This is a genomic window from Klebsiella sp. SWET4 (genome assembly GCF_024296565.1).
GTDB classification, from domain to species: Bacteria; Pseudomonadota; Gammaproteobacteria; order Enterobacterales; family Enterobacteriaceae; genus Klebsiella; species Klebsiella variicola.
This window is the reverse complement of sequence record NZ_JANCOB010000003.1, coordinates 278,212-301,528: the sequence shown is the minus strand read 5'-3', so window position 1 is coordinate 301,528 and position 23,317 is coordinate 278,212. Positions and strand designations below refer to the sequence as shown.

Below are 23,317 nucleotides of genomic sequence, written 5' to 3'. Positions count from 1 at the left end.
GTGTGTCCCCAGACTGTGCCGCGTTGGGCTCATTTGCCACAACCGAAAACTGGACGACTATTTTTATACGTAGATTCTTATCGTCAGCCGGCGGGAGAGATAAATAAAAAGGCCATGATTGATCATGACCTTTTATACGGTAGTGCCTGGATGGGTGAGAAAGCGTTACTCGATATTCTGTATCTGTTCGCGCATTTGCTCGATCAGTACCTTCAGCTCAATCGCGGAGTTGGTGACCTCGGCGTTAATCGATTTTGACGCCAGGGTGTTCGACTCACGGTTGAACTCCTGCATCATAAAGTCGAGACGGCGACCCACAGCCTCTTTCTTTTTCAGAATGTTGTAGGTCTCTTTAACGTGCGCTTCAAGGCGGTCCAGCTCTTCGGCAACGTCGATACGCTGCGCCATCAGCACCAGCTCTTGCTCAAGACGGTTATTTTCCAGCTGCACTTCCGCGTCTTCCAGTTTGGCAACCAGACGCTCGCGCTGCCACTGGAGGATTTCCGGCATATGGGCGCGAACTTTGGTCACTTCGCCGCTCACTCCTTCAAGCCGCTGCTCGATAAGCGCTTTCAGGGCCTGGCCTTCCGTTTCGCGGGCGACGATGAAGTCGTCCAGCGCGCCATCAAGAGCGGCCAGAATGTCGGCGGCGATGGCGTCGAGATCCTGCTCTTTGGCGGCCATCACGCCCGGCCAGCGCAGGATATCAACCGGGTTGATTTCCCCTTCATCGCTCTGCATTTTCACCCAGTTGGCAGCGTTCACCAGCTGTTTAGCCAGGTTTTCGTTGAGGATAAGTTCACCCTGTGCGCTGGGATCTTGTTCAAAACGCAGAGTGCATTCGACTTTACCGCGAGTCAGGCGGGCGCGAATGCGCTCGCGTACCACGGGCTCCAGACTACGGAACTGCTCCGGCAGACGGAAGTACGTTTCCAGATAGCGCTGGTTTACCGAGCGCAGCTCCCATGCGGCGCTACCCCAGTCACCCTTGATTTCACGGCGGGCATAGGCGGTCATACTGCGGATCATAGACGTTCCTGTTTTCGTAATAATGAATGCAAGGATTATAGCTATGCGGGCGGTGACTTAACAGGAATAGTGATGAAATACCTGGATGGCGATTGTTTTGAGGGGCATAGCCGCAATCTATTTCATGCAATTACTAAGTTAAGCGAGCGGTATGCTTCTGTTGTGGGTAAAAATAAAACATTTTGTATTGGCAATTTTACGTCAATGACGCTGTTAAGTTATATGTGGTTAATTATTCGGGCTTACTGAAGAAATGGTTTTTCTGCGCTTTGTTGACCGCGGGGAGATATTACTTTTTGCTGTAGTTAATGGTTTTATGTTATTTGGCGTGAACATCAAATACAGATGATGCTATACGAGCTAGTTTCTTGGCGGAAAATATGATTAGAGTGATGATTTCGTGCCAAATATAACCACTGGAAATACTATGGTGTATTATCTTTAAGTATTATGTATGCTTTTTTTGAATTTATTACGGCGAATATATTAAACCTGCTATTGTTTATATTGTCTTCATGAATATTATCACTTCAACTATATTCATTAATTTTGTATTAGTGGGTTTTCATTTTGGGCGGTATTGTCCGACAGAAGGATCACGAGTATAGTCGTTTTAGATTAGTTCTATAAAAAGGATTTTAATATGAACGCTATCTTTGACAGAGTCATGCGAGAGTTTTTCCCGGATACCAATATCCCACACTGGAAAAAATGGGTTTTCAGAGTCGCATTTGGAAATAAGGTATTCTCTCGTTTAATAAACGACGAACGGTTAATTAATAAAAATGGTGTGCATTGGGTTAGTTCGGTCGTTGATTTTTTTAACGTCCGATGTGAAACGGAATACTCTGACTTTAATAATATACCCCGACAGGGTGCTACAGTTGTTATTTCAAATCATCCGACGGTGATGGATGGCATTGCTTTAATACATACTATCGCTCAGGTCAGGAAAGATATAAAAATAGTGGCTAACCATATTTTGCCAATGATATTCCCACAGGTGGCAGAACTTACCATTGGTATTGAGAATATGGCTGGTAAGATGAGCCATAAGAAATTCAGGGAAATGAACGATCACCTGAAGAACGGTGGTGTGTTGATTATTTGTCCTGCAGGTAAGTTGGCTAGCTGGTCTCTTTCAGGTTTACAGGAACATCAATGGAATCCCGGTTTTTTACAACTGGCGATGAGAAACAACGCGGCGCTGGTACCTGTCCATATTACGGGATCAAACAGCAAAACTTATTATTTAGCTGCGACGGTCTGGCGGCAACTGTCAAATATAATGATTATTCGTGAAGCGCTACGCCATCGTGGTAAGTCCATGAAAATCAAAGTAGGGCAGCAAATAGCCTTATCTTCGTTTAATCGATTTAATAAAGATCTGTCTGCCGCGTCAAGTGTATGCTTGATGCATCTCCAGAGCATCGGAGAGAATGGCCCGGCGCTGGTAGATACGGTTTCTCCGCAACAATTAACAGGTAGTCGAGAGAGTTTAATAAACGCAATAGAAGAGTGCGAAGTATTAAGACAATTTGATGATGGTAGAAAATTATTGATATTTCGCTGTAATACCCTCGGAGACTCACCCATTATTGATGAGCTAGGGCGCTTACGCGAGCGCTGTTATCGCGATATTGGCGCTGGATCCGGTAAAGACAGAGATAATGATGTTTTTGATGAAACCTATTACCATGTCATTTTATGGGATCCTTCTGATGAAGAAATACTGGGTGCCTATCGTCTAATACCCGTTGGTGAGCAGTTAGCGCAACATGGAATAACAGGCCTCTATAGCAACAGCCTGTTCAAGTACCATAATAATGCCTATTCCTGTTTAAGCCAGTGTGTGGAAATCGGCCGTGGATTTATCCAGAAGCCTTATCAAAAAAGTAATGTACTTGATTATTTATGGCGGGGGATATTTGATTTTATAAAAAGATATCCAGACTATAAATATTTGTTAGGTGTGTTAACGATTCCCGGCTCTTTTCCTGAAGAGGTGCAGAAACTCATTGTAAGTTTTTATAATATGTACTTTCCAAGTTCGGTTAACTTTTGTACGCCAATTCAATTATTCACTGCAGAAGGTGCACAAAGTGATAGCCCATTTTCCGGAAATGATTTTAGAGACGACTGGCGTGTGCTTAACGATTTACTAAGAGTAAAAGGTTATGAACTACCATGGCCTTTTAAACAGAGCGCTAAATGGTTTTCTCCAGGCGGATCGTCGATTCTTGCATTCACAAAAGATGATGCTTTTCACTCGATCGCTGGTTTAAACCTGAGTGCTCTCGATAAATTGAATGAAATATACTTTAAGCATTATTTAAAGGATTAAACTGACGATAACGTTAGGGTTTGGAATGAGAATAATTCAATCCAGACATCAGTAATGAAAAACTCTATGCGTACGGATGCGTTTTAATGCAAAAGCCAGTAAATATATTTATTGTTGTGATAGCGATGCTGATGATTACGGGGTGTGATAACAAACCGGAGAACAAGTTATCTGGTTATTCACATGGCGAATTTGTCTATCTTTCTTATTCTTCCACTGCAAAAATTGAACAGCTATTCATTAAGAAAGGAGATAATGTCACGCCTGGACAAGAGTTAGTGAAGATTGAGTCCTTTGATGCGCAAAATATTTTCCTGCGAGCTGAGGAAAAACTTTCTGCAGAGAGCGCATTATTGCGAAATCTGGAGTCGGGAGAGCGGCCTGAAGAGCTGGATATTATTCGTGCCCAGATTAAAAAAGCACGATCGGCGGAATCCCAGGTAAAGCGTCAGCTTGAGCGGTATCGTAATCTTTACGCCAGTCGCGCCATCTCGCTCGCAGAATGGGAGGATATCCGGGATGAGTTAACGCAAAAAGGCGCGCAGGTTGAAGAGTTAATTAATCAACTCAAAGCGCGGCAACTGCCTGCCCGTCAGGATGAGATTAGCAAACAGCTCTCGATGGTGGCCGCGGCAAAACTCGAACGTGACAAGGCGCTTTGGGATGTCCAGCAAACGACGATTGTTTCTCCGGTCAATGCTAAAGTCTTCGATATTATTTATCGTGCCGGGGAACGGCCCACTGCCGGCAGACCAATAATTAGTCTGTTACCTCCTGAGAATATAAAAGTACGCTTTTTTATACCCGAGGCGATGCTTGGTAAATTTAAAATCGGAACTAAGGTAAAACTGATATGCGATGGTTGCGCTGAGCCCATTGCTGGCGTGATTAACTACATCAGTCCTGAAGCGGAATTTACGCCTCCGGTTATTTATAGTACGAAACGCCGGGAGAAACTCATTTTTATGGCTGAGGCTGTTCCTGCCCGGAAGCAGGCTGAGCGGATGAAAATCGGCCAGCCGTTTGATGTGGAGGTTATTGGTAATGAATAATCTTTGTATTGATGTAAAAAATCTCAATAAGTATTTTGGTGAGCATCACGTCGTAAAGGATTTCTCTTTGCAGGTGGCAAAAGGCGAAATTTATGGTTTTCTTGGGCCGAACGGTAGCGGGAAAACAACATCGATTCGGATGATGTGTGGTTTGATTACCCCGGATTCAGGTGAAGGCTCTTGTCTCGGCATGGACATCTTTACGCAGCGGGAAAAAATAAAAAAAAAGATAGGTTATATGACCCAGTATTTCTCAATGTGGGGAAATTTAACCATCCGGGAAAACTTACTTTTTATCGCGCGGTTGTATAGCCTCGACCAACGTAAAGCCCGGGTTGAACGCGCGCTTTCAGAGTTAGGCCTCACTACCCGACAGCATCAGCAGGCCAGGGAGCTTTCTGGCGGCTGGAAGCAAAGAATGGCCCTCGCCGCTTGCATGTTGCATGAACCCGTTTTGTTGTTTCTCGATGAACCAACCGCTGGCGTGGATCCGAAAGCGCGGCGAGAGTTCTGGCAAATGCTGCATCAGTTATCGGACAGAGGGATCTCAATCCTGGTGAGCACGCATTATATGGATGAGGCCGAGCGCTGCCATAAGGTTGCCTATCTGTCTTATGGCCGTCTGTTGGCGAATGGCACTATTTCGTCGATTATCGCGTCCCAGAATCTGATCACCATGCGAACCAGTGGCACCGGTCTGACGCTGCTTGAAAACCAGCTACAACGCTTGCCGGATATTGAGCAAACGGTCATTTTTGGCAATCAGCTTTATATTACTTCCAGAGATGAAGCCAAATTAAAGTCCACGCTTTTTGCATTTACACAACAGGGCTATGAGTTCTGTCAGGTGGCTACCAATCTGGAAGATGCATTTACCTACTTGATGAAAAACGATTGTGAAAAAAATTAATTTAAGCTTCTCCTTTACCCGTTGGATCGGCGTGGTTATTAAGGAAATCCACGAATTACGTCGTGATAAAGTCAGCATTAGTATGGTGCTCCTGACACCTATTTTTCAGCTGATCATTCTTGGCTATGCGATCAATATGGATCCCCATAATCTTCCTACCGCGTTATTAAATTACGATACCGAACGCATGAGTCATATTTTTGTGACGGAAGCGCAAAATACAGGGTATTTTTCAATGATTCCTGTCGATTCAGAAGAGGCGGCGCAGAAAGCGTTCGTTCGGGGAGATGTCACTTTTATCGTGACAATTCCTGAGGGGTTTACGCGCAAGATGCTGCGTGGAGAAAAGCCTCAGCTGTTAATTCAGGGGGATGCCATCGATCCGATAACCACGGGGAATGCGCTAAGTGCCCTTGTACAGGTGGCGAAATCGATGTTTCAACACGATTTGCCGGGCGACATGCGTGTCTCGCAAAAAGAGGATGATTTCGAGCTTATTATCCATCGGATGTTTAACCCTGAGGGGATTACCCAGTTTAATACTATTCCAGGTATTATGGGATCGATACTCAGTACTACCTTGATCCTGATGACCGCCCTGTCTATTACCCGTGAGCGAGAAAACGGGGCGTTAGAAAATTTACTGGTCTCTCCTTTGACCGGGTTTGAGGTCATTGTCGGGAAGATAACGCCTTTTGTTGTCATCGGTTTGTTCCAGGCGACGTTAATTCTGATTGCCGCTGTGCTATTGTTCGATATTCCCCTTCATGGTAGCGTTTTTCTGCTTTTTTTTGTGCTGTTAATATATGTTTTCCTCTGTCTGTCAATTGGCATTGGTATTTCTGGCCTGGCACAAAACCAACTGCAGGCGCTGCAAATGTCGTCATTTTACTTTATTCCTTCCATTATGCTTTCCGGCTTTATCAGCCCCTTTATTAGTATGCCTGACTGGGCGAAAGCCATTGGCTCCTGTTTACCGCTGACCTATTTCATCCGACTGGTTAAGGGCATCATGCTGAAAGGCTATTCTGCGATGGCATTATTACCCGACCTTTTGCCACTGTTCGGCCTGGCGGTGATAGTGATTGGCGTGGGGTTGAAATCTTATCGTAAAACACTGGACTGACATTATGTGCATGCCCGGCACGTGTTGGCATAGGCTTTTCGCCATGAAATTCGTATAATGCGCCCCACATTCGTTTCAAGCCGGAGATTTCTATCATGCGTCCAGCAGGCCGTAGCGCTAATCAGGTGCGTCCCGTCACCCTGACCCGTAATTACACAAAACACGCTGAAGGCTCCGTGCTGGTCGAATTCGGTGATACCAAAGTGTTGTGCACCGCTTCCATTGACGAAGGCGTTCCGCGTTTCCTGAAAGGACAGGGGCAGGGCTGGATCACCGCTGAATATGGCATGCTGCCGCGCTCAACGCACACGCGTAACGCGCGTGAAGCAGCAAAAGGCAAGCAGGGCGGCCGGACGATGGAAATTCAGCGTCTGATCGCTCGCGCGCTGCGCGCGGCGGTTGACCTGAAAGCGCTGGGTGAATTCACCATCACCCTCGACTGCGATGTGCTGCAGGCCGATGGCGGCACCCGTACGGCGTCGATTACCGGGGCCTGCGTGGCGCTGGCCGATGCGCTGAACAAACTGGTGGCAGCCGGCAAGCTGAAAACCAACCCAATGAAGGGGATGGTTGCCGCGGTGTCCGTTGGTATCGTTAACGGCGAAGCCATTTGCGATCTGGAGTACATCGAAGATTCCGCAGCGGAAACCGACATGAACGTGGTGATGACCGAAGATGGCCGCATTATTGAGGTGCAGGGGACGGCAGAAGGCGAGCCGTTCACCCATGAAGAGCTCCTCACTCTCCTGGCGTTAGCCCGAGGGGGGATCGAATCCATTATCACGACGCAGAAGGCGGCGTTAGAAAATTAATGATTAAGGCGACTGAGAAGTCGCCTTTTTTTTGCGCTTCATCCTTCATTACACCTGCGAAGGATGAGCGCGTAGTCTGACAATGATGAAAGTACCAAAAGGAGCGAATCCATGAAGCCGTATCAGCGCCAGTTTATTGAGTTTGCGCTTAGCAAGCAGGTTCTTAAGTTTGGCGAGTTCACGCTGAAATCCGGGCGCAAGAGCCCCTATTTCTTCAACGCCGGCCTGTTTAACACCGGGCGCGATCTGGCACTGCTGGGCCGTTTTTATGCCGAGGCGCTGGTGGATTCCGGGATTGAGTTCGACCTGCTGTTTGGCCCGGCCTATAAAGGTATTCCGATCGCCACCACCACCGCGGTGGCGTTAGCCGAGCATCATGACCGCGATCTGCCTTACTGCTTTAACCGCAAAGAGGCAAAAACCCACGGCGAAGGCGGCAACCTGGTCGGTAGCCCGCTGCAGGGGCGTGTGATGCTGGTGGATGACGTGATCACCGCCGGTACGGCGATCCGCGAATCCATGGAGATTATCCAGGCCCAGGGCGCCCAGCTGGCGGGCGTACTGATCTCCCTGGATCGTCAGGAGCGCGGCCGCGGCGAGATTTCCGCTATTCAGGAAGTGGAGCGGGATTACGGCTGCCAGGTTATCTCAATCATCACTCTGAAAGAGCTGATTGCTTATCTGGAAGAGAAACCCGAGATGGCGGAATATCTGGCGTCAGTTCGTGCCTATCGTGAAGCCTACGGCATCTGATGATGCATCCGGCAGCCTCGGCTGCCGGATATTTCCTCTATACCAGCTTAGCGCCCTGCGCATTGACGTACAGCGAATAGATTGACGTACTGGACGCCATAAACAGCCGATTGCGCTGTTCGCCGCCAAAACACAAGTTCGCGCAGCGCTCCGGCAGTTGAATGGTGCCGATATGCTTACCCTGAGGGTTAAAGATCCGCGCGCCGTCGAGTTCTTCGTTTCCGCTTCCCCATCCGCACCACAGATTGCCGTCTGCGTCGCAGGCGATCCCATCGGCGGTACCGTTGCCACAGTCGAGATACACCCGTTTATTTTTCAGCGTATTGCCTTCCACGTCCCACGCCAGAATTAAGCGGTTCGGTGTCGCCCGGCTTTCCACCACGTACAGGGTCTTTTCGTCCGGCGAGAAACACAAACCATTTGGCCCTTTTATGTCGCCCAATACCACGCTTAGTTTGCGGCTTTCCGGCTCCAGGCAATAGACGTTTTGCGGCAATTCTGGCGTTGCTTTGTGGCCTTCGTAAAAGCCGCTGATGCCAAATGGCGGGTCGGTAAACCAGATGGTACCGTCTGACTTCACAACGATATCGTTTGGGGAATTGAGGCGCTTACCTTGGTAGCTATCGGCCAGTACGGTGACAGATCCATCGTATTCGGTACGCGTAATGCGGCGGGTGTCGTGCTCGCAACTGATTAAGCGCCCCTGTCTGTCGCGGACGTGGCCATTGCTATAATTGGCCGGGTAGCGAAAGACGCTGGTTTCTCCACTGATTTCATCCCAGCGCATGATGGCGTTATTCGGAATGTCGCTCCACAGCAGCATTCGCATGTCGCCGAACCAGACCGGGCCTTCCGCCCAACGGAAGCCGCTGGCGATGCGTTCAACCTTTGCGCTGGCAAGCATATAGCGACGAAAGCTGTCATCGACGGCCACGATGCGTGGGTCAGGATAGCGTTCAGAAGGGGCCCATGCTGCGAAGCTTTTTTGACTGACTAGTAGCGATGCGGTTGCCAACCCGCCTATCTTCAATAAATCCCGCCGTGACGTCGCCATCAAATCTCTCCTTGTCGGGTGGTGTTGGGGGAGGGTGAAACGATCAGCAAGCTGGATAGTAGGAAAGGAAAGCGGAAACGCGCATTGGGCAATTCAACCAATGGCCCTGGGATTTGCAACAAACTTACGCAGATTGCGAGGAGAATCATGCAGCCTGGCGGCTGCATGTGAGGATTTACTGCAGCTGTGCGGCGACCAGCGGCCAGCGGGCCTCGAAATCATCCGTCGGACGATATTTGAACTCGCTGCGCACAAAGCGCGACAGCATGCCCTCGCAGAAGGCCAGCAGCTGGCTGGCCAGCAGGGTTTCGTCGAGGGTGTAGCCTTCGCCTTCACGCATTTTTTTCTCGCGCATCACCTGACGCAGCTGTACTTCGATGCGTTCAAAAAGCTGGTTGATGCGGCCCTGTAGCCGGTCCTGTTCGAACATCAGCGCGTGCCCGGTGAGGATACGCGTCAGCCCAGGATTACGCTCGCCAAACCCAAGAATCAACAGAACGATCAGGCGCAGGCGCGCGGTGGTGTCCTTTTCATCTTTCAAAATCAAATTGATGCGCGTAATCAGACTGTCTTCAATGAACTCGATCAGGCTGTCAAACATGCGGGTTTTGCTGGGAAAATGGCGATACAGCGCGGCTTCGGAGACGCCGACGGAAGCCGCCAGTTTCGCGGTGGTAATACGTTGACTACCATCGCTGGATTCCAGCATGAGCGCCAGAGATTGAAGTATTTCTTCGCGACGATTCCGTTTCGCAGTTTGCTTTTCTGCCATGTTTTAAAATACCCCTGAAAATAAGCACTTGTCAGGCAGACATCCACAACGCGACCGCAAACCGGAGTTTGCGGTGATGTTATTGCGTTATGCGCGTTGGGATGCAGGTTCCGTGTTGCTGGGCTTATTTACGCCCTGAGTGACCGAAGCCGCCTTCGCCGCGGTCGGTGGCGTCAAACTCTTCCACCAGGTTAAATTCCGCCTGCACGACCGGCACAAAGACCATCTGCGCGATACGTTCGCCCGGCTCGATAATAAAGCTCTGCTGACCGCGGTTCCAGACGGACACCATCAGTTGCCCCTGGTAATCGGAGTCGATGAGGCCCACCAGATTGCCCAGTACTACGCCATGCTTATGGCCCAGGCCGGAGCGTGGCAGAATTACCGCCGCCAGAGAGGGATCGGCGATATGAATCGCCAGGCCTGTCGGCAACAGCGTGGTTGCACCCGGCGCCAGCTCTACGGCGTCGTCGAGACAGGCTCGCAGGTCAAGTCCGGCGGAGCCGGAGGTGGCATAGGTCGGCAGCGGAAATTGCTGGCCGACACGCGGGTCCAGAATCTTAACGTCGATTTTTTTCATCATAACGGGTCACGATCTCGTCGAGTAATAATTGGCCCAGGAGTTCCTTGCGCTCAAGTGGTAAGCGCTTTTCCCCATCCTGCCAGAAAAGGTGTAATGCGTTGTTATCGCTATTAAAGCCCTGATCAGGCTGAGAAACATCGTTAGCGCAAATCAGGTCGAGGTTTTTGCGGGCACGTTTTTGCCGCGCATATTCTTCCACATTATTCGTTTCGGCGGCAAACCCAACGACGTAAGGGCGATGGGCTTTTAGCGCCGCAACCCCGGCCACGATATCCGGGTTTTTAATCATTTTTATTGTTAATTCATCACCTTGTTTTTTAATTTTATCTTCGGCGATGACGGCGGCGCGGTAATCCGCCACCGCGGCGCAGCCAATAAAAATATGCTGCTGCTGAGCGCCGGCCTGGACGGCGGCTTCCATTTCCAGTGCGGTAGTGACATCAATGCGCTGCACAAACGGCGGTGTCGGTAGTGATACCGGGCCGCTGACCAGGGTCACGTTCGCGCCCCGCTGCGCGGCGGCGGCGGCAATCGCGAAGCCCATTTTGCCTGAGCTGTGGTTGCTGATGTAACGCACCGGATCCAACGGCTCACGGGTCGGGCCCGCGGTAATCATGAGGTTGAGATGTTGCAAATCTTTGACAGGGGAGGCGAAATGCTGCGCGGCCATCTCCACGATGGTTAACGGATCGAGCATTCTCCCCGGGCCGACGTCGCCGCAGGCCTGGCTGCCGCTGTCCGGTCCCCACAGCAGCAGGCCGCGGGAAGCCAGCGTCTGCAGATTCTGCTGGGTGGCCTGCGCGCGATACATCTGCTGGTTCATGGCGGGCACCACGGCAACCGGGGAAGGGGTGGCAAGACAGATCGTCGACACCAGGTCGTTGGCCATGCCGGCCGCCACGCGGGCGATTAAATCAGCGGTTGCCGGGGCGAGGATCACCAGGTCGGCCCATTTCCCGAGCTCAATATGGCCCATGGCCGCTTCCGCCGCCGGATCGAGCAGGCTGTCGGAAACCGGATAGCCGGATACCGCCTGCAGGCTGAGTGGGGTGATGAACGCTTTTGCCGCCTCCGTCATCGCGACACGCACCTCCGCGCCGCGTTCGCGCAGTCGGCGCACCAGTTCCGGGGTTTTATACGCCGCGATACCGCCGCTGACGCCCAGGACGATTTTTTTACCCGCCAGAGTCATCATGATGTCTTCCTGTTGCCGTAGACCAGAATCCGCGCATCTTATCACAATCCTGTCGTCGTCGTGCCTCTGGCGGGCATTCACTTTGCGAGCGGCTACGCAGGGTGAAAAGCAGCGGGTCGGCAGCGCCGTCAGGCTGTGCCAGGATAGGCAAATTCACCCAGGAGGGCGCATGGACGAAACGGAAAATCTGATGCCACGAGAAAAGATGTTGCAGTACGGCATCGAAGCGCTAACGGATGTTGAGCTGCTGGCGCTGTTTCTGCGCGTCGGCACGCGTCGTCAGGATGTGCTCGGCTATGCGCAGGCGTTACTGCAGCGTTTTGGCTCGCTCTACGCTCTGCTTTCCGCGGATAAAGCGCAGCTGATTGCCGTGGATGGACTGGGGCTGGCGAAATATGCGCAACTGAAGGGTATTGCCGAGCTGGCGCGACGCTATTTTAGCTCACAGCTGGTCGAGGAGGCTGCGCTGGTCAGTCCCTCGACGACGCGGGAATTTTTACAAAGCCAGCTTACGGAAGAAGAGCGCGAGATCTTTATGGTGATCTTTTTAGATAATCAGAACCGGGTGTTGAAACATAGTCGCCTTTTTTCTGGTACTCTTAGCCACGTTGAGGTGCATCCGCGAGAAATTGTACGCGAAGCCATCAAAGTGAACGCTGCCGCCGTGATCCTTGCGCATAATCATCCCTCCGGTAGTCCGGAGCCGAGCCAGGCAGACAGGCTGATTACCGAAAGGGTGGTAAAATGTTGTCGATTCATGGAGATACGCGTGCTTGACCATCTGGTTATCGGCCGCGGTGCGTATGTATCTTTTGCCGAGCGTGGCTGGATTTAGCCCCGAACTGGCGATCCTTCGGGATCTTTGTCTGTTCGGGACTTGAGCACATCGCCGAGTCAGCGTATACTACGCCACCTTTGAGAATCTCGGGTTTGGCATTTGGGCCTGGCAGTCGAGAGTTCACATTGAACTGCGATGACCAGGCTGTAAAGCCTGACGAGGCGCCAATACCCCATACGAAGCTCGAGCTAATTTGATTTTTGGAGAATAGACATGTCCCGAGTCTGCCAAGTTACTGGCAAGCGTCCGGTGACCGGTAACAACCGTTCCCACGCACTGAACGCGACTAAACGCCGTTTCCTGCCGAACCTGCACTCTCACCGTTTCTGGGTTGAGAGCGAGAAGCGTTTTGTCACCCTGCGCGTATCTGCTAAAGGTATGCGTGTAATCGATAAGAAAGGCATCGATACAGTTCTGTCTGAACTGCGTGCCCGTGGCGAAAAGTACTAAGTACTTAGAGGAAATAAATCATGGCTAAAGGTATTCGTGAGAAAATCAAGCTGGTTTCTTCCGCTGGTACTGGTCACTTCTATACCACCACGAAGAACAAGCGTACCAAACCGGAAAAAATGGAACTGAAAAAGTACGATCCGGTTGTACGTCAGCACGTTATCTACAAAGAAGCTAAAATCAAATAATTTTAGCCTCCTTGTATAAAAACCCCGCTTCGGCGGGGTTTTTTGTTTTTAAAACTCCCCCATATTGCTTTCACATACTCCCTTTTCAGTCACCTGTCCGTGAAGCACAATACGTCGGGTAAATGGAGGAAAATCATGCCTGAATTACCAGAGGTTGAAACCAGCCGCCGCGGCATCGAGCCGCACCTGGTTGGCGCAACTATTCTGCACGCCATTGTGCGCAATGGACGGCTGCGCTGGCCGGTTTCCGAAGAGATTTATCGCCTGAGCGACGTTCCGGTACTCAGCGTGCGGCGTCGTGCCAAATACCTGCTTCTGGAACTGCCGGACGGCTGGATCATCGTCCATCTCGGGATGTCGGGAAGCCTGCGTATCCTGAGCGAAGAGCTACCGGCCGAAAAACACGATCACGTTGACCTGGTCATGAGTAATGGCAAGGTGCTGCGCTATACCGATCCGCGCCGCTTTGGCGCCTGGCTGTGGACCAAAACGCTGGAAGACCATCCGGTACTGGCCCACCTTGGCCCGGAGCCGCTCAGCGATGAATTTAACGCCGACTATCTTCAGCAGAAATGCGCGAAGAAAAAAACTGCGATCAAACCCTGGCTGATGGATAACAAGCTGGTGGTAGGGGTCGGCAATATCTACGCCAGCGAGTCGCTGTTCTCGGCCGGGATCCATCCCGACAGGTTGGCTTCTTCACTGTCGCGGGAAGAGTGTGAGCAGCTGGTGAAAGTGATTAAGCTGGTCCTGCTGCGTTCGATAGAGCAGGGCGGCACCACGCTGAAGGATTTCCTGCAAAGCGATGGCAAGCCGGGCTATTTTGCCCAGGAGCTGCAGGTCTATGGCCGCAAGGGCGAACCGTGCCGGCTCTGCGGCACGCCGGTTGTCGGGACCAAACATGCCCAGCGGGCGACCTTTTATTGCCGTCAGTGCCAGAAGTAGTTCTCAGGAACAGGAACGTTTGTAGGCCAGGTCAGCGTAGCGCCACCTGGCACAAAGACCGGGACAGAGCCGGTGTGGATGGGCGGCGCAGTGTAGCGCCAGCCTGCGTGGCTCATGCCCCAGCAGATAGATGCGTTACTTCAGCTTATTCAACAGCGCCTGGTGGACGTTAGCTGGCAGGAAATGAGAAACGTCGCCCTGGTGACGCGCCACTTCCTTCACCAGTGAGGAAGAGATAAATGACCACTCTTTGCACGGCATCAGGAACACGCTCTCAAGGGTGGGCATCAGGTGGCGGTTCATGTGGGCCAGCTGCATCTCATACTCGAAATCCGCCACCGCCCGCAGGCCGCGAATTAAAATATTGGCCTGCTGCGCGCGGGCGAAACTGGCCATCAGGTCGCTAAAGCCGATAACCTCCACGTTAACCAGATGCGCTGTTGCCTGAGTGGCCAGCGCGATACGCTCGTCGAGGGTAAACATCGGCTTTTTGCTCGGGCTCGCGGCGATAGCCAGCACCACTTTATCGAACATGCTCGCCGCGCGGGTGACAATGTCGATATGACCGTTGGTGATGGGATCAAAGGTACCCGGATAGATCGCTTTTGTGCTCATGATTACCCTTTCTCCGAGTAGCCGTGGCTCAGCGCCCACAGCTCGGTATATTTCGTAAACGTATACTGCGCGTTGACCATCGCCAGTAACCAGCCCTGCTTACCGTCCAGCACCCCACCGCGCAGCAGCAGCGTTTTCAGGAACGCGCCCAGGGTATGGCTGAAAATGCCCGCCATCGAGGTCTTCTTGCCCTTGCGGTGGCGCTCAAGCGCCCACGCTGCAGCATACGCCAGCTGTTTTTGCTGGAAGCCAGCGAAGTCGCGGCAGGTCAGATGCAGGAGATCGCCGGTTAGCGGAATGACCTCAGCGCCCAGGCTATCCAGCGATTCATGGACCAGATTATCGTTATAGCGGTAACGAGCGCGTTCGTACAGGCGCAGCACGCGATCGGGATACCAACCGCTGTGGCGCATAAAGCGTCCGAGAAAGTAGTTGCGACGAGCGATGCTGTAGATAGCGCCGCGCTGCGGCGCTGCCAGCACCTTAAGAATAGCCTGCCTGAGTTCTGGCGTGACGCGCTCATCGGTATCGATCATCAACACCCAGTCGCCGGTGGCATAGTCCTGCGCGCGCTGGCGCTGAATACCATAGCCTCGCCAGTCGGTATGGGTATAGACCTGGGCGCCGAGGCGGCGGGCCAGCTCGACGGTGTTGTCGGTACTGCCAGAGTCGAGGACGATGATTTCATCTGCCCAGCTAACGGAGTCCAGACAATCCGGCAGCAGCTCCGCTGCATCTTTGGCGATCATCACCACGGAAAGCCGGTTCGACATTAATGACTCCGTTGCGGCATGTAAGGTTGCAGTAACTTGAGCAGACGCGACAGCGCGCCCTGGTTCTGGTGCAGCACTTCCACCGCGTGACGGCCATACCACAGGCGGTAGTCTTCATCGGTCAGGAGCGTGGACACTTCCCTGACCAGCGAGTCGGCGTCGGTGACCGTGATCAGGCCATCATCCTGCTGCAGCTTGGCGCAGATATCTTTGAAGTTGAAGGTATGCGGCCCCATCAGCACCGGAATGGCATGCGCCGCCGGCTCGAGCGGGTTATGGCCGCCGCGCTCCACCAGGCTGCCGCCAACGAAGGCGAGGTCGGCAATGCCGTAGAGCAGCATCAGTTCACCCATGGTATCGCCAATCACCACCTGGGTACTGGAGGAGGGGATCTCGCCGGTGCTGCGCAGAGTAAAGCTCATTCCGGCCTTTTGCACCATCTCACGCGCGTCGGGGAAGCGCTCCGGATGCCGAGGAACGAGGATCAGCAGCAGGTTCGGGAAGGTCTCCAGCAGTTTTTTATGCGCCTGCAGGATGATTTGTTCTTCGCCGTCGTGAGTGCTGGTGGCAATCCAGACCTTGCGGTGTGGCGCCCATTGGCGGCGCAACGTAATCGCGCGGGCCGCCAGCTCCGGGGTGACGGAGATATCGAATTTCAGACTTCCGGTGACCGCCAGCTGGTTGCGCTTCAGTCCGAGAGCAAGGAAGCGGTTGCCATCCTCTTCATTCTGCGCGGCGATAAGCGTAATACGGCTTAACAGGCGGCGCATAAAACCGCCCAGTTTGGCATAGCCTTTGGCGGAACGTTCAGAAAGGCGGGCGTTGGCGATCACCAGCGGGATCTTACGCTTATGCAGCGCGGCCACCATATTCGGCCATAGCTCGGTTTCCATCACGATAACCAGCTTCGGCTGAACGGTATTCAGGAAGCGGTTCATGGCGCCGGGCAGATCGTAGGGCAGATAGACGTGATGGACATCTTTGCCGAACGCCGACATGGCGCGCTCGGAGCCGGTCGGCGTCATGGTGGTGACGGTGATCGGCATCGAAGGGTAGCGGTGGCGCAGAGCGCGAACCAGCGGAATGGCGGCCAGGGTTTCTCCGACGGAAACGGAGTGCAGCAGAATGCCATCCGGCTCTACCTTGTTCTGACAGAAGCCATAGCGTTCCGCCCAGCGTTTACGATAGGCAGGAGCCTTACGACTGCGCAGCAGCAGCCGCAGCCACACCAGCGGCTGAATAAGGTAAAGTAGGGTGGTATAAAGCAATTCCAAACTATTTATCCGTTCTCTGTTTTGGCGGGCAAATTCTAAGCATTTAGCCCGCGTAAAGCTATCTCTTTGGCGGAAACAGCGGGTTTTTGGTCTATACCGCGTGGCGATAACGCTTAATACGCAGATAACGGCGTCCCAGGCGCCAGCGTAAACGGAAAGTACAGGCGTTTTTCCAGATTAACCGCCAGATACCGCGGTCGAAGAATTCTTTAATAATAACATGCTTTTTCGACTCATCTTTCATGCTGTCGAAGGTGTGGATGATCCCCAGGCCTTCTTTGGCGATCTGCCAGCGACAGGCGGCGATATGGCGCACTTTATCCGGGTAGCGCTGGTTGATCGCCTCCAGCATCTCCAAAATCTTCATATAGTGGCGCGCCGAACGCATCAGCGTGTCGTCGTTGTCCGGCTTATGCGACACCGACTCAGAGTGGATGTAGTAATCATAGAACTGCTGGCTGGTGTACTGCACGCGCTCCGCGGCCAGCAGCGCCTCTGTCGTCCACGGGATATCCTGATGGCGCAGGCCGGGCTCGAAATGGAAGTGATGCTGGCGGATAAAGTCGTGGCGATAGATGTTGAGCCAGGTGACGTGTAGAAACTTCCGCGAGTCCAGGGCCTGCTTGAGCCAGACATGACCCGGCAGCACGCCGGTCGAGGGCAGGCGATCCAGCGGGAAGATCGGGTGGCTCTCGCGGCGCTTTTCATACACGTAGGTGCCGTTGCAGGTCGCGATATCGAGATGTTCTTTCTCGGCCATCTCCAGCAGCGTGCGATACATGCCCGGATAGAGTTTGTCGTCGATATCCGGAAACGCCAGATATTTGCCGCTGGCGGCGGCGAGGCCGGTATTGCGCGCGACCGAGACGCCCTGGTTTTCCTGCTCCAGTACCTGGACGTTCTGCAGCCGATCCCGCCATTCGGCGATCACCGCCAGGCTGTTGTCCGTCGAACCATCGTTCACCAGGATCAGTTCATAGCTTTCCAGCTGCTGCTGTTCAAGGCACTCAAAGAACTGCGCAAGAAATTTCTCACCGTTGTAGACGGCAGCCACGATGCTCAATAAAGGCGTTTGACTCATAAATCTTCGATCCTGGTTAACTAACGGCGTCAGGTGCGCTGCAGCTGACGGTACTGCTGACAAATGGACACGACGCTGAATTTTTCCAGCGCGGCGTCGTCGATAGTCGGCGGGTTATGGTAAATGCTTTGCATCGTCTGAGCCAGCGCCGGACTGGTCAGATCCGCCAGACCGCGGGCAAGTTCGCCGGTGAGGATCTCGGTGACGCCGCCGGGGCAGCGGGTGCTGGCAACCGGCGTATGCAACAGCAGCGCTTCCACCACCACATTGCCGAATCCTTCGCTATCGGAGCTTAAAACCAGCATCCGTGCGCCTTTGATCCACGGTAAGGGGTTTTTCTGAAAACCCTTGAACCACACCCGATCGTCAACCTGCAGCGTTTTGGCCAGCTGGCGCAGGCGCTGCTCTTGCTCCGGTTTTCCCTGGCCTAACAGCACCAGCGGCGCGTCAATGCCGCTTTGTGCATAGGCTTCGAGCAGGCGGTCGTGGCGTTTGCCCGGATGGAAGCGGCCGACGTGAATCAGATAGTCACCGGCCGGTCGCTCACTGTCGGCTTCCGCCTCGGCGCGCAGAGTGGCGATATCGAAGGGGTTGTAGATAGTTTTCAGCTGTGCTGGACGCAGGGCGAAGGCTTCCACCAGATCGCGTCCCACGGCGTCGGAAACCGCCACCACGTTGCGACCCTGGTAAATTCGCTTAATTTTCTGCTGCTTCATCCAGCGGTCAAAGCCGGTGCGGTGCCCGAGATAGGAGGCAGAGAATACGCCGTGCAGGCAGAACCAGACGTTACGCTCGCGCAGCGCCCGGCTGCGGGCGACGATGCGGTCGGTTTTGTGCAGGTTGGAAAGCACGAGGTCAAATTGCCCCTGCTGTTCGGCCCGGATGACCGCGGCGTCCAGCTGGCGGGCGCGGCGGGACAGCTCGGTCAGCTTGCGCCACGGTTTACGGCAGCGATCGGCCACCACCTGATAGTCGAGACCCTCGGGCAACGGATACTCGCAGACATCGCGCAGCGAAATGAGCGACACCCGATCGCCGTCGCGCAGGAACTGTGCTGCCAGGGTCAGGACCACTTTTTCCGCGCCGCCGCCGGGTAAACCGTCAATCACAAATAAGATGCGCATCGTTATTTCACCAGATCCTGATAAAGAGAAAGCAGCTGGGTTGAGAGTCGCTCGCTGGTGCAGGCCATGATGCGCTCGCGGGCGCGACCGCCTTGCGCGGAGCCCAGCGCGCGGGCAGGCAGGGCCATCACCGCCTGCTGCAGCGCCGGGATATCCAGGGCGTCGCAGACGTAACCGTTGTGGCCGTCGACGATAAACTCCGCCCCGCCGCAGCCGGTGGTGGTGATCACCGGCAGACCGCAGGCCATCGCTTCGAGAATGACGTTGGGGAACGGATCGTAGAGGGTGGGCAGCAGCAGACCATCGGCCATCTGATAGAAGGGCAGCGTCTCCGACTGCATGCCGAAGAAGCGCACCCGCGCTTCGCAGCCGAGACTCTTCGCCAGCGCCTGATAGCGCGGCTGATCCTTATCTTTGCCAACCACCAGCAGATAGCGATCGGTGGGGGCGATGGCGCGGATTGCCGCCGCCAGTCCCTTGCGCTCAAAGCCGGAGCCGACGTAAATCAGGCAGGTTGCCTGCAGCGGTAGCTGCCATTTGGCGCGTAAGGCGGCAAAGGTGTCTTCGCCCGGCGGTAGAAAACGCTGGTTATCAATGGCGTTATAAATAACGTGGATCTTCTCCGCCGGCAGGCCAAAGTCTTCGATAATTTCGCGCTTGATCATCTCGGCGTTGCAGATCACCCCGCGCAGGTGTGAGTCTTCATACATCTCGCGCTCCGCCTGCATGACGTAGCGATGATAACGGTCGGCGAACAGCAGGCGGCTTTTCCAGGCCGGTAAAATGCGCGAGCGCTGCTGCAGCCAGCGGCGATGAACGCCATCGCCAGCGCGGTAGAGATCGCAGCCGGGAATACGTTCATGGCTCTGCACCAGGTCAAAAGACTCACGCTGCCAGAGCGCGCGCGCGGCGTTGGCAAAGCCGCGCTCGCGGCTGATGCGCCCCCATTTGCGCGGATTACAGATATGGATCTGCCAGTCCGGTTTCACCGGCCCCTGCCATTCGCGGGTGATGACGTTCAGCTGCAGATGACTGCTGTCGAGGGCTTCCAGCGCGCGGGAGACAAACCGTTCTGCGCCGCCGTCCGGGCGGTACTTCTGCCGCACCAGAGCCAGCCTGAATTTACTCATGCCAGTACCTTTTTCGCCGCCGCGATCACGGCGTCGGTAGGAATTAAATCGAGATAACGTTCTTCGGTGTTGGTGTTGATGTCATCCGGGTCGGGTAGCGGACCGAAGTCGCCGGCCCAGATCACCTCGCCTTTCGCCTGCCACGGACGCCAGAAGGTCAGCTTCGAGGGGCCGAACAGGGCGACCAGCGGAGTGCCGAGCGCCGCAGCCATATGCATCGGCACCGAGTCGACGCCGATAAACAGGCGGGCGTGATCGATCACCGCCGCCAGCTGGCGCAGCGTTAACTGGCCGGCTAAAGAGTGCAGACGCGCCTGCGGGCAACCGGCGATGATGGTATCCACCATCTTCTTCTCTCGATCGTCGGGGCCGGAGGTGAGCACCACCGCGTACCCCTCGGCAGACAGCGCGTTGATCAGCGCACTCATACGATCTTCGCGCCAGCATTTAAAGAACCAGCGCGACGTTGGCTGGATGACGATGTAGTTTTCCCGGAACTCCTCCGGCAGCAGGGCGCGGCTGGTGGCCCAGTCTGCTTCGCTGTAGCCCATCCGCGCCGGCGCGTCGTTCAACGGGAGACCGAGCGGAGCGAGAATAGAGAGATTCTGCTGTACCGTATGCAGCTGGTTGTGCTGTTGGGTGGAGGCCAGCGCGGTGTGGCAATAGCGCCAGACCGGGTGGCGGCGCTTCGGAAAATCAAAACCAATCCGCGTCGCGGCGCCGGTCAGTTTGCTGATAATCGCGCTCGGCCACTGGTCAGCAAGGTTAAGCACCATATCGTATCGCTGCTGACGCAGCGTCTGAATGAGCTGCCATTGCATCTTCAACTGATGCCTTTTTCCCTGCTTTTTCCAGCGGCGATCGAGACCATAAATATGATGGATATCGGGGTTGGCGGCGAGCATATCCCGGGTCTCTTCATACAGCAGCACATCCACGCTGGCGGCGGGATACTGCTGTTTCAGCGCGTGAATAAGCGGCGTGATCAGCAGCATGTCGCCATGATGGCGCAGCTTAATGACCAGGATCCGCGCCGGGTTCAACGGGCCGCGGGAGAGGTTTTCAGGCGTCATACTCTGTTCTTCATCCAGGATAAGGGTTCCGATTCTAGGGGATCAGACAGATTGAGAGAAGCGTTGTATTGCTCTACCATGACCCGATACGTATGGCCTGAGGACGTTTTCGTGCACAATCCCGCATTTCTCATCACGATTGATACAGAGGGCGATAACCTCTGGCAAAAACATGACAGCATCACCACCGAGAATGCGCGTTATCTCCCGCGTTTTCAGCAGCTTTGCGAAAAGTATGGCTTTAAACCGGTCTATTTGACCAACTATGAAATGGCCATCGACCCCTTTTATATCGAATTCGCCAGAGACGTGATTGCCCGCGGCACCGCGGAAGTCGGCATGCATCTGCATGCGTGGAACAGCCCGCCGACCGAGCCGCTGACCGCCGATGACTGGCGGCATAAGCCTTATCTCATTGAATACAGCGATGCCATGATGCGTGAGAAGGTCGACTATATGACGCATCTGCTGGAGGATACTTTCCAGACTAAAATGGTCAGCCATCGCGCCGGGCGCTGGGCCTTTGACGAGCGCTATGCGCGTCTGCTGGTGGAGCACGGTTATCAGGTGGATTGCTCGGTGACCCCGCGGGTGAACTGGAAGACCGCCAAGGGAGCGCCGCAGGGCGATGGCGGGACCGATTATCGCCGCTTCCCGCAGCATGCCTATTTTCTCGATGAAAATGATATCAGCCGCGAAGGCCACTCTCCGCTGCTGGAAGTGCCGATGAGCATTCAGTACAAGCACTCAGCGTGGATGAACAGCGTGAAGCAGGGCTACGATCGCCTGCGGGGTAAAGTGCGTTCCCCCTCCGTACACTGGCTGCGTCCGATGGGCGGCAACGTGGAGACGATGAAAAAAGTCGTCGAACAAACGTTGACGCAGGGCAATGACTACGTGGAATATATGCTCCACTCTTCAGAGTATATGCCCGGCGGCAGCCCCACGTTCCAGAATGAACGGGATATTGAGCGTTTATACGCTGACCTTGAAGCCTTTTTTAGCTGGCTGGCGCCGCAGGTGAAGGGCATGACGTTGGCAGAATATTACCAGCGGAAAATCACACAGCGCTAACACAGCTCAAGGTACCGTATGCGTATCCTTAAACAATTAACGCGGAAAAAGAATGCTTTTTTCCGCGGCATTAAATTTAATTTAATTAACTATCGATACAGAAATAAGCCGGCGCGTAAAGCCTTCGACCCAGCGGCTGTCCGCCGCGTACTGCTATTGCGCCTGGACGATAAAGTCGGGGATATGGTGGTCACGACCGGCTGCGCCAGAATACTGGCCGAACGGGGATATCAGGTTTCGGTGTTAACCGGACCAATATGCTGCGAAATATTAGCAGGCTCAGAATTCATTCAGCAAGTATATTTATATCGGCCGCGCATGTCCTTAAATACGTTGCGGGCGGTAGGTTTTGATGCAGTTATCGATTTTGATGACGTCACCAGCTATGAACGCTTTAAATTACTCGCCGATTTACGGGCGGCCAGCGTGATTGGTTTTAATAAAGATCAATATAAACTTTACGATCATTCGATCGCTTTTTTTGACAGCAACAGCCATATTTCCCAGCGCTATAAACAGGTGGTGAAACTGTTTGGCATCGTTGACGACCACCCGTATCACTATCATCTCCCCGGCTGCCGCCATGAGCGGGAGAAAGTGGCTCGCTTGCTTTCCCAGGCCGGAGAGGTCGAACTGCGTATCGCCATTAACCCTTTTACCGCGTCTGAGGATAAAGACTTCTGTCGTCACCAGGTGGCGACCCTGGTCGAGCGGTTACGCGCCCTACCTTACCGGGTCTGTATCGTGATGGTGGGGCGTAGTGAGAAAATCCGCCAGCTGGGGCTGGATATGGCGCTGTATATCGCCGACAGTACCATCAACTCCGCCGTCGAAGTGATCCGCAGCTGTGATTTAGTCATTACGCCAGACACCTCGATCGTGCATATCGCCCGGGCCTTCGATAAACCGATGGTGGCGGTCTATAACAAGCGCAAACTCAAGGATACCGGGCTGCCCGGCTATCACATCTGGGCGCCGGGCTATGACAAGGCGAAACAGATCGTCTGTGAAGAAGCGAATGTCGCCGATGTGGCGATTGAGTCAGTGTGGCCCGTGATTAAAGAGCAGGCCGACCGGCTGGTCGCCGCCCGCAGTTGATTTAAAAGTGAATATAAAAAAGGG

At 53.8% G+C, this 23,317-nt stretch carries 25 protein-coding genes; 13 read left to right on the top strand and 12 right to left on the bottom strand.

All coding sequences use genetic code 11. The features are described from left to right. Window positions 1-165 precede the first annotated feature (165 nt). On the bottom strand, window positions 166-1,029 hold the full coding sequence (locus NKJ21_RS10550; RefSeq protein ID WP_064142719.1) for a YicC/YloC family endoribonuclease: 864 nt from the start codon (window positions 1,027-1,029) through the stop codon (window positions 166-168). A 72-nt stretch (window positions 1,030-1,101) separates the two neighbouring features. Here NKJ21_RS10550 and NKJ21_RS10545 point away from each other — a divergent pair, with 72 nt between their 5' ends. The 7 genes from NKJ21_RS10545 (at window position 1,102) to pyrE (ending at window position 8,026) form a co-directional block, all read left to right on the top strand. After that, window positions 1,102-1,278 carry a hypothetical protein gene (locus NKJ21_RS10545; RefSeq protein ID WP_165454779.1) on the top strand — a complete coding sequence of 59 codons (177 nt, stop codon included), beginning with the start codon at window positions 1,102-1,104 and terminating at the stop codon, window positions 1,276-1,278. 394 nt (window positions 1,279-1,672) lie between these two features. Further along, window positions 1,673-3,373, top strand: a complete 1,701-nt coding sequence (locus tag NKJ21_RS10540) for a lysophospholipid acyltransferase family protein (RefSeq protein WP_080929108.1) — start codon at window positions 1,673-1,675, stop codon at window positions 3,371-3,373. A gap of 86 nt (window positions 3,374-3,459) precedes the next feature. Continuing rightward, window positions 3,460-4,425, top strand: a complete 966-nt coding sequence (locus NKJ21_RS10535) for an HlyD family secretion protein (RefSeq protein ID WP_080929109.1) — start codon at window positions 3,460-3,462, stop codon at window positions 4,423-4,425. Continuing rightward, window positions 4,418-5,335, top strand: coding sequence for an ABC transporter ATP-binding protein (locus NKJ21_RS10530; RefSeq protein ID WP_016161962.1), 918 nt, complete (start codon window positions 4,418-4,420; stop codon window positions 5,333-5,335). Before NKJ21_RS10535 ends, NKJ21_RS10530 begins: the two co-directional genes overlap by 8 nt. After that, on the top strand, window positions 5,322-6,461 hold the full coding sequence (locus tag NKJ21_RS10525) for an ABC transporter permease (RefSeq protein WP_305198412.1): 1,140 nt from the start codon (window positions 5,322-5,324) through the stop codon (window positions 6,459-6,461). Before NKJ21_RS10530 ends, NKJ21_RS10525 begins: the two co-directional genes overlap by 14 nt. A gap of 95 nt (window positions 6,462-6,556) precedes the next feature. Then, window positions 6,557-7,273 (top strand): ribonuclease PH, encoded by a 717-nt coding sequence (gene rph, locus NKJ21_RS10520; RefSeq protein ID WP_002922602.1) that lies wholly within the window; start codon window positions 6,557-6,559, stop codon window positions 7,271-7,273. Window positions 7,274-7,384: 111 nt separating this feature from the next. After that, window positions 7,385-8,026 (top strand): orotate phosphoribosyltransferase, encoded by a 642-nt coding sequence (gene pyrE, locus NKJ21_RS10515; protein WP_008806829.1) that lies wholly within the window; start codon window positions 7,385-7,387, stop codon window positions 8,024-8,026. Between the two features lie 37 nt (window positions 8,027-8,063). Here the strand turns inward: pyrE and NKJ21_RS10510 are convergent, their stop codons facing one another. The 4 genes from NKJ21_RS10510 to coaBC all read right to left on the bottom strand — a co-directional run bounded on the left by NKJ21_RS10510 (window position 8,064) and on the right by coaBC (window position 11,627). Then, the gene (locus NKJ21_RS10510; RefSeq protein WP_254732888.1) at window positions 8,064-9,080 is read right to left on the bottom strand and encodes an SMP-30/gluconolactonase/LRE family protein; all 1,017 of its coding nucleotides are present in this window, start codon (window positions 9,078-9,080) and stop codon (window positions 8,064-8,066) included. A gap of 175 nt (window positions 9,081-9,255) precedes the next feature. Then, a complete protein-coding gene (gene slmA / locus NKJ21_RS10505; RefSeq protein ID WP_008806831.1) occupies window positions 9,256-9,852 on the bottom strand; it encodes a nucleoid occlusion factor SlmA in 597 nt (198 codons plus the stop codon). Between the two features lie 124 nt (window positions 9,853-9,976). Further along, window positions 9,977-10,435, bottom strand: a complete 459-nt coding sequence (gene dut, locus NKJ21_RS10500; RefSeq protein WP_012540306.1) for a dUTP diphosphatase — start codon at window positions 10,433-10,435, stop codon at window positions 9,977-9,979. Continuing rightward, a complete protein-coding gene (gene coaBC, locus NKJ21_RS10495) occupies window positions 10,413-11,627 on the bottom strand; it encodes a bifunctional phosphopantothenoylcysteine decarboxylase/phosphopantothenate--cysteine ligase CoaBC (RefSeq protein WP_032691473.1) in 1,215 nt (404 codons plus the stop codon). The genes dut and coaBC overlap by 23 nt, the downstream gene beginning before the upstream one ends. A 172-nt stretch (window positions 11,628-11,799) precedes the next feature. Between coaBC and radC the strand changes: the two genes are divergently transcribed. The 4 genes from radC (at window position 11,800) to mutM (ending at window position 14,051) form a co-directional block, all read left to right on the top strand. Next, window positions 11,800-12,465 carry a DNA repair protein RadC gene (radC, locus tag NKJ21_RS10490; protein ID WP_008806834.1) on the top strand — a complete coding sequence of 222 codons (666 nt, stop codon included), beginning with the start codon at window positions 11,800-11,802 and terminating at the stop codon, window positions 12,463-12,465. Window positions 12,466-12,681: 216 nt separating this feature from the next. Continuing rightward, entirely contained in the window at window positions 12,682-12,918 is a 237-nt protein-coding gene (gene rpmB, locus NKJ21_RS10485; protein ID WP_002436699.1) for a 50S ribosomal protein L28, read from the top strand. Between the two features lie 20 nt (window positions 12,919-12,938). After that, window positions 12,939-13,106, top strand: a complete 168-nt coding sequence (gene rpmG, locus NKJ21_RS10480) for a 50S ribosomal protein L33 (protein WP_002922510.1) — start codon at window positions 12,939-12,941, stop codon at window positions 13,104-13,106. A 135-nt stretch (window positions 13,107-13,241) separates the two neighbouring features. Then, the gene (gene mutM / locus NKJ21_RS10475; protein WP_016161958.1) at window positions 13,242-14,051 is read left to right on the top strand and encodes a bifunctional DNA-formamidopyrimidine glycosylase/DNA-(apurinic or apyrimidinic site) lyase; all 810 of its coding nucleotides are present in this window, start codon (window positions 13,242-13,244) and stop codon (window positions 14,049-14,051) included. 135 nt (window positions 14,052-14,186) lie between these two features. On the opposite strand, the gene coaD is transcribed toward mutM, so the two are convergent. The 7 genes from coaD to rfaQ all read right to left on the bottom strand — a co-directional run bounded on the left by coaD (window position 14,187) and on the right by rfaQ (window position 21,121). Beyond that, window positions 14,187-14,666: a pantetheine-phosphate adenylyltransferase gene (gene coaD, locus NKJ21_RS10470; RefSeq protein WP_008806836.1), complete on the bottom strand. Its 480-nt coding sequence runs from the start codon at window positions 14,664-14,666 to the stop codon at window positions 14,187-14,189. A 2-nt stretch (window positions 14,667-14,668) separates the two neighbouring features. Then, window positions 14,669-15,439, bottom strand: a complete 771-nt coding sequence (locus tag NKJ21_RS10465; protein WP_012967058.1) for a glycosyltransferase family 2 protein — start codon at window positions 15,437-15,439, stop codon at window positions 14,669-14,671. Continuing rightward, window positions 15,439-16,713, bottom strand: coding sequence for a lipid IV(A) 3-deoxy-D-manno-octulosonic acid transferase (gene waaA / locus NKJ21_RS10460; protein ID WP_008806838.1), 1,275 nt, complete (start codon window positions 16,711-16,713; stop codon window positions 15,439-15,441). The genes NKJ21_RS10465 and waaA overlap by 1 nt, the downstream gene beginning before the upstream one ends. 91 nt (window positions 16,714-16,804) lie before the next feature. Next, window positions 16,805-17,794, bottom strand: a complete 990-nt coding sequence (locus tag NKJ21_RS10455) for a glycosyltransferase (RefSeq protein WP_008806839.1) — start codon at window positions 17,792-17,794, stop codon at window positions 16,805-16,807. A gap of 29 nt (window positions 17,795-17,823) precedes the next feature. After that, complete coding sequence (locus NKJ21_RS10450; protein WP_012967059.1) at window positions 17,824-18,918, bottom strand: glycosyltransferase; 1,095 nt, start codon at window positions 18,916-18,918, stop codon at window positions 17,824-17,826. Between the two features lie 2 nt (window positions 18,919-18,920). Further along, the gene (locus tag NKJ21_RS10445; protein WP_008806841.1) at window positions 18,921-20,048 is read right to left on the bottom strand and encodes a glycosyltransferase family 4 protein; all 1,128 of its coding nucleotides are present in this window, start codon (window positions 20,046-20,048) and stop codon (window positions 18,921-18,923) included. After that, window positions 20,045-21,121, bottom strand: a complete 1,077-nt coding sequence (gene rfaQ, locus NKJ21_RS10440; RefSeq protein ID WP_110221741.1) for a putative lipopolysaccharide heptosyltransferase III — start codon at window positions 21,119-21,121, stop codon at window positions 20,045-20,047. Before rfaQ ends, NKJ21_RS10445 begins: the two co-directional genes overlap by 4 nt. A gap of 111 nt (window positions 21,122-21,232) precedes the next feature. Between rfaQ and NKJ21_RS10435 the strand changes: the two genes are divergently transcribed. Both NKJ21_RS10435 and NKJ21_RS10430 read left to right on the top strand, forming a co-directional pair. Beyond that, entirely contained in the window at window positions 21,233-22,195 is a 963-nt protein-coding gene (locus NKJ21_RS10435; RefSeq protein WP_012540311.1) for a polysaccharide deacetylase family protein, read from the top strand. An 18-nt stretch (window positions 22,196-22,213) separates the two neighbouring features. Continuing rightward, window positions 22,214-23,293: a glycosyltransferase family 9 protein gene (locus NKJ21_RS10430; protein ID WP_008806844.1), complete on the top strand. Its 1,080-nt coding sequence runs from the start codon at window positions 22,214-22,216 to the stop codon at window positions 23,291-23,293. The last annotated feature ends 24 nt before the right edge of the window (window positions 23,294-23,317 follow it).